Raw genomic sequence first — 5,448 nt, forward strand, 5'->3', positions numbered from 1 at the left:
GCCACCCAGGCCCTCGGCCGGGCCGACAGCTTCGATCCGAGCAACGATCCGAGCGTCCGGGTCGAGGCCGGCCGAGGGCCTGGGTGGCGATGGTGTAGGCCTTGATGGTCTCACCCCGGCCGGCCAGCTCCTCCTCGACGATATATCCCAGGAAGGCGGCCAGCTTCGGCGAGCGCCGGAACGCCGGCGCGCGCAGGCAGCCGTCCAGGCTGCGCCGCACGGCATCGGCCAGGACGGTTTCCGCGCGGGTCTGCTCGCTCATCTCACCTCGTCCGGGCCTCGCAGGGGCGCCGTGCTCCCACTACAATCATTCATTCGAAAGGTGGCTCCCTACGTTATGTGCATGCCCGATATGCTGCATCGCACCGAGGTCTTCCGACATGACGTAGATCATCGAATCGGCCGGGCAGGCGGATTGTCGCGATCCGGTGCGGCACCTGGCAGAGTCGCTCATGATCATGCGCGCGCAGTGTCGAGTTCTTAACTGATCGCTAACCATATCCGCCCGAGGATCCTGCGAACCCGACCGCACGAGGTGATCCATGCCGCAAGCTCAGACCCGCCCGCTGCCCACGGCGTTCGCCCGCTATCCGATCCCGCTCGAGTTGCTGGCGGTGCTGCACCGCGCCAGCGAGGACGACGTGGACGCCCTGGTGGCGCGCATGCCCGAGACGGGACGCGCCCGGCTGGCTGCCTACTGCACCGACAAGGATCATCTGCACCGGCTCGGCCTGCGGATTGCCGGCACCTGCGACGAGGCTGCCCTGGCGCGGGTCGTCGGCGCGGATGCGGGGGCGAGCCTCTACGCCCAGTCGCGCCCCGCAGGGATGCTGCCGATCTAGATCCCTCATCACGCCGCGTCCTCCGCGGCGAGATGGCGTCCCGCCGTCGGGCCATGCTCCGACGGACCGGCCTGCTGATCCGAGGATGTCGGGGCTGCGCCGTGCGCGGCCCCGATCCCGTTTCGGCGACGGCAGGCGGATGGATCCCGCACCCGTCAAAAACCTGCTCCGGATGTCCCGTGGGCCATTCCCCAAGAGGAAAGGTCACAAGAAAAAAGGCCACCCTTGCGGGTGGCCCGAAGTCTAGGGAGGAAACGCCCAAAGAGGGCAGCACGACCGCGACGCCATCGCGATCGTGCGATGCACAAATTAGCGTGCGCCGCACAAAACGCAAGCGGATTTTTTCGGTTCTGGCGCGTTCGAAATTGGTTTGCCGGGCGGAGCGCGCGAGCGGATTTCGAATGCCGCTTTCGCGAACATACGACATAGACCATGCCAGTATGTCGCAGCCCAATGGGGGAGGAACCGCGACTTCAGGATGACGGTTGAGGGGGCACGACAACGTCTGGAGGAAACACCATGACACGCCTCACCGCCATCGGCGCCGGGCTCTTCCTGCTGGCCGGCACGCTCGGTGCCGCTGCGGGCCCCTGCGCCCCGGGCCAGACCGCCCAGAACCAGAAGATGGACAAGAGCTCGACCGTCGATCCGCCGGCCACCGCCTCGGTCTCGCCGGGCGCCAAGGCGGAATCGCCCGGCACCGTCGGGGCGATGCAGAATGTCGGCTCGCAGATGGCGACCTCGCCGGCCGACGTCTCGCGCCAATCGAAGGGCGAGAAGACCGCCGCGCAGCAGGCCAACGACTGCTGAGCCCGCGACTCCCCGGACAACCTGACGATGACGGCGTGGGTCAGGCAGCCCGCGCCGTTTCCGCGTGAGCTCGGCTCCTCGAATGTCGCCCGCCAGGCCACGCGATCTCGTGGCCGGTTCGCGCGTTGAACGGGGACCGCTATCACCGCGCCCGAATGCGCAGTCTTGAGGAGGATCGCTCATGGCCGACAGGACACCCGAGATGGCTCGCGCCCAGATCGCGTATGCGCTCCAGGCCAAGCGCCAATCCCTCGCCGCCGCCGCGCTGGCCCTCACGGAGGAACCCGAGGATCCGGAGGCGCGGCGCACGGTCGATCGGCTGACGGAGGATGTCGGCCGCCTCGAGATCCAGCTGCGCGGCGCCGTGTAGCGATACGGTCTCCGCTCCCGCGGGGATGCACGATCCCGGGGCATCCCCGAGGGAGCGGGGTGCCCGCCTGGCGTGTCGTCAGACCGGAGGCGCGCCCTTGAGGTAGCCCTTCACCCGCAGGTAGTCCCGCAGGATGAGGCAGATCGCATCGCCGCGGGAGAGTTCCTCCACCGCGGCGAACTCGGTCAGCGCCAGCGCGATCTCGTCCGGGATGTGGAACGCCTCCTCGTCGCTCGGCGAGGCCTCGGCGGCATGGCGCGGGGTGTCGGCGATATCGGTCATCGGGCGCCTCCGGGTCGGGCTGCGGGCGTCGTCGAACACCGCGTCCTGCCGGTATCGCACCGCAGCGCCGATCGTTCCCGTATCGATGCCCACAGGCATCGGCCGTGATGGAACCGCGAAATTCCGTTGTTCGGCAAGTCTATCGGTTCGGTCCGCTCGCCGGGGGCGCTGTCGCCAGCCCGGGCTCCGATCCTTCCAAGTGCGTGGTACCGCCACCCCGGCTCGAACGGGGGACCTCTAGATCCACAATCTAGCGCTCTAACCAACTGAGCTATGGCGGCTCGCGACGAGGGGGTGTGTAGTCGGGCCCGGGCGCCGTGGCAAGCGCCGATCTGCGTTCCCGCTTCCGAAAGCGCGAGAAACTGCGCCGGCTGTGGAAGCGAAGCCGGTCGACCGGCCGCCTCCGGCACCGTAAACCGCAGGGCACCCCACCATTCCCTGCCCCGACGGTCCGATGACGCCGAAGCCCGAGACGGTCCGCCGCGCCCTGACGGAGAGCGCCCTCGTGCTGGCGCCCGGATCGCTGCGCGCCTGGGTGCGCAGCGGCGAGATCGGCCTGATCCTGCTCGCGGCGTTCGTCGGCTGCGTGTCGGGGGCGCTCGTCAGCGGCATGGGCTGGGCGGCGCAGACCGCGCATGAATGGCTGTTCGGCCTCGACCTCGACGAGCGCCTGAGCGCGACGCCGCACGTCTCGCCGCTCGTCGCCCTCGGCGTGCCGGCCCTGGGCGGGGTGGTGCTCGGTCTCGTGGTCTGGCTCGGCGGGCGCTGGCGGCGCGCTCCCGGGCGGCCGGTCATCGACCCGATCGAGGCCAATGCGCTGCATGGCGGCCGCCTGTCCCTGCGGGACTCGGCGCTGGTGGCGGTGCAGAACCTGATCTCGAACGGCTGCGGCGCCTCGGTCGGGCTCGAGGCGGGCTACACCCAGATCTCCGCCGGCGTCGCCTCGCGCCTGGGCTTGAGCTTCGAGCTGCGCCGTGCCGACATGCGGATCCTCGTCGGATGCGCGGCGGCGGCCGCGATCGCGGCGGCGTTCGGGGCGCCGCTCACCGGCGCCTTCTACGCCTTCGAGCTGATCATCGGCACCTACGCCATCGCGTCGCTCACCCCGGTGGTGACCGCGGCGCTCGCCGGAGGGTTCGTGTCGCGGGCGATCCTCGGCCACCAGACGGTGATCACCATCGGGCCGACCCCGCCGGTCGGCCCGGCCGACTACCTGCCGACCCTGGGCCTCGGGCTGATCTGCGCCGGGCTCGGCATCCTGATCATGCAGGGCGTCACGCTGGTGGAGGAGGGGGTGCGCCGCACGAGGCTGCCGCCGCTGGCCCGGCCCGTCCTCGGGGGCGTCGTGGTCGGGGTGCTGGCGCTCGTGGCCACGCCCCAGGTGCTCTCGGCCGGGCACGGCGCGCTCCACCTCAACCTGACCGAGGACGGCGCCGCCATCGGGGCGGCCGGGCTGATCCTCCTCTTCCTCGCCAAGGCGCTCGCCTCGGCGATCTCGATCGGCACCGGGTTCCGCGGCGGCCTGTTCTTCGCCTCGCTGTTCCTCGGGGCGCTCGCCGGCAAGATCTTCGTGATCCTCGCCCCGCCCCTCGTCGCCATGGTGCTGCCGCCGGTCACCTACGCGGTGGTGGGGATGAGCGCGCTTGCCGTCGCGGTGATCGGCGGGCCGATGACGATGACCTTCCTGGCGCTGGAGGTGACGGGCGACTTCCCGATCGCCAGCCTGGTGCTCGTGGCGGTGATCGCGTCCTCGCTCACCGTGCGCAAGACCTTCGGGTATTCCTTCGCGACCTGGCGCTTCCATCTGCGGGGCGAGGCGATCCGCAGCGCCCACGACGTCGGCTGGATCCGCACCCTGACGGTCGGCCAGCTGATGCGCCGCGAGGTCCGCACCGTGCGGGCCGACACCACGCTGGCGGCGTTCCGGCGGGCCTTCCCGCTCGGCTCCGGCACCCAGGTGGTCGCCGTCGACGAGGCCGGGCACTATGCCGGCATCGTGCTGGTGGCGGAGGCCCATGCGGCCCCGATCGACGACAAGGCGGCGGAGACGAAGGTCGTCGACCTCCTGCGCTACCGCGACGAGATGCTGCTGCCGCAGATGAATGCCAAGGAAGCCGTGGCCCTGTTCGACAAGGCCGAGAGCGAGGCGTTGGCGGTGGTCGAGAGCCGGGAGACCGCCCGGGTAATCGGAATCCTGACCGAGAAGCACACGCTCAAGCGCTACAGCGACGAGCTCGACCGCCAGCGCAGGGCGAGCGTCGGGGATGTGGCGTGAACGGCGATTGACCGATCCCGCCCGATGCGCGACGGCAGGATCCATAACACGGAGGAGACACCCATGCCGTCAGCCAAGCGTCATTACCGCATCGCCGTGATCCCCGGGGACGGCATCGGCAAGGAGACGGTGCCGGAGGGCGTGCGCGTGCTGGAGCAGGCGGCCAAGCGCCACGGCTTCACGCTGCAGCAGGACTGGTTCGACTTCTCGTCCTACGACTACTACGCCAAGCACGGCCGGATGATGCCGGAGGACTGGAAGGCGCAGATCGGCGGGCACGACGCGATCTTCTTCGGCGCGGTCGGCTGGCCGGAGAAGATCCCGGACCACGTCTCGCTGTGGAACTCACTGATCCTGTTTCGCCGCGAGTTCGACCAGTACATCAACCTGCGTCCGGTGCGCCTGATGCCCGGCGTACCGAGCCCGCTCGCCGGCCGCAAGCCCGGCGATATCGATTTCTGGGTCGTGCGCGAGAACACCGAGGGCGAGTATTCCTCGGTCGGCGGCCGGATGTTCCAGGGGACCGACCGCGAATTCGCCGTGCAGGAATCGGTCTTCACCCGCCGCGGCACCGACCGGGTGCTGAAATTCGCCTTCGAACTCGCGCGCTCGCGGCCGAAGAAGCACCTGACCTCGGCCACCAAGTCGAACGGTATCTCGATCACCATGCCGTACTGGGACGAGCGGGTGCAGGAGATGGCGCGCCACTACCCCGATGTCGCCTGGGACAAGTACCACATCGACATCCTGACGGCGCATTTCGTGCTGCACCCGGACTGGTTCGACGTGGTGGTGGCCTCGAATCTCTTCGGCGACATCCTGTCGGATCTCGGCCCCGCCTGCACCGGCACGATCGGCATCGCGCCGTC

The 5,448-nt window shown here is 69.6% G+C and carries 6 protein-coding genes, 1 tRNA gene and 1 pseudogene; 5 read left to right on the forward strand and 3 right to left on the reverse strand.

Annotation, left to right across the window (positions count from 1 at the left end; all coding sequences use genetic code 11):
• Positions 1-262, reverse strand: a pseudogene (locus QR78_RS18975) (hypothetical protein); the annotation flags it as partial.
• A gap of 280 nt (positions 263-542) precedes the next feature.
• Here QR78_RS18975 and QR78_RS18980 point away from each other — a divergent pair.
• The 3 genes from QR78_RS18980 (at position 543) to QR78_RS18990 (ending at position 2,022) form a co-directional block, all read left to right on the forward strand.
• Positions 543-842 carry a hypothetical protein gene (locus QR78_RS18980; protein WP_048429129.1) on the forward strand — a complete coding sequence of 100 codons (300 nt, stop codon included), beginning with the start codon at positions 543-545 and terminating at the stop codon, positions 840-842.
• A 519-nt stretch (positions 843-1,361) separates the two neighbouring features.
• Positions 1,362-1,652, forward strand: a complete 291-nt coding sequence (locus QR78_RS18985; RefSeq protein ID WP_048429130.1) for a hypothetical protein — start codon at positions 1,362-1,364, stop codon at positions 1,650-1,652.
• Positions 1,653-1,833: 181 nt separating this feature from the next.
• Positions 1,834-2,022 carry a hypothetical protein gene (locus QR78_RS18990; RefSeq protein WP_048429131.1) on the forward strand — a complete coding sequence of 63 codons (189 nt, stop codon included), beginning with the start codon at positions 1,834-1,836 and terminating at the stop codon, positions 2,020-2,022.
• Between the two features lie 78 nt (positions 2,023-2,100).
• Here the strand turns inward: QR78_RS18990 and QR78_RS18995 are convergent, their stop codons facing one another.
• Positions 2,101-2,304: a hypothetical protein gene (locus tag QR78_RS18995; RefSeq protein WP_048429134.1), complete on the reverse strand. Its 204-nt coding sequence runs from the start codon at positions 2,302-2,304 to the stop codon at positions 2,101-2,103.
• A 204-nt stretch (positions 2,305-2,508) separates the two neighbouring features.
• Positions 2,509-2,585 (reverse strand) — tRNA-His (locus QR78_RS19000).
• 173 nt (positions 2,586-2,758) lie between these two features.
• On the opposite strand from QR78_RS19000, the gene QR78_RS19005 reads away from it, so the two are divergent.
• Together QR78_RS19005 and QR78_RS19010 are read left to right on the forward strand one after the other, a co-directional pair.
• Positions 2,759-4,579: a chloride channel protein gene (locus QR78_RS19005; protein WP_048429132.1), complete on the forward strand. Its 1,821-nt coding sequence runs from the start codon at positions 2,759-2,761 to the stop codon at positions 4,577-4,579.
• A gap of 63 nt (positions 4,580-4,642) precedes the next feature.
• On the forward strand, positions 4,643-5,448 hold an 806-nt coding region (locus QR78_RS19010; RefSeq protein WP_048429133.1), incomplete at its 3' end, for an isocitrate/isopropylmalate family dehydrogenase.

This window comes from Methylobacterium indicum, assembly GCF_001043895.1.
GTDB classification, from domain to species: Bacteria; Pseudomonadota; Alphaproteobacteria; order Rhizobiales; family Beijerinckiaceae; genus Methylobacterium; species Methylobacterium indicum.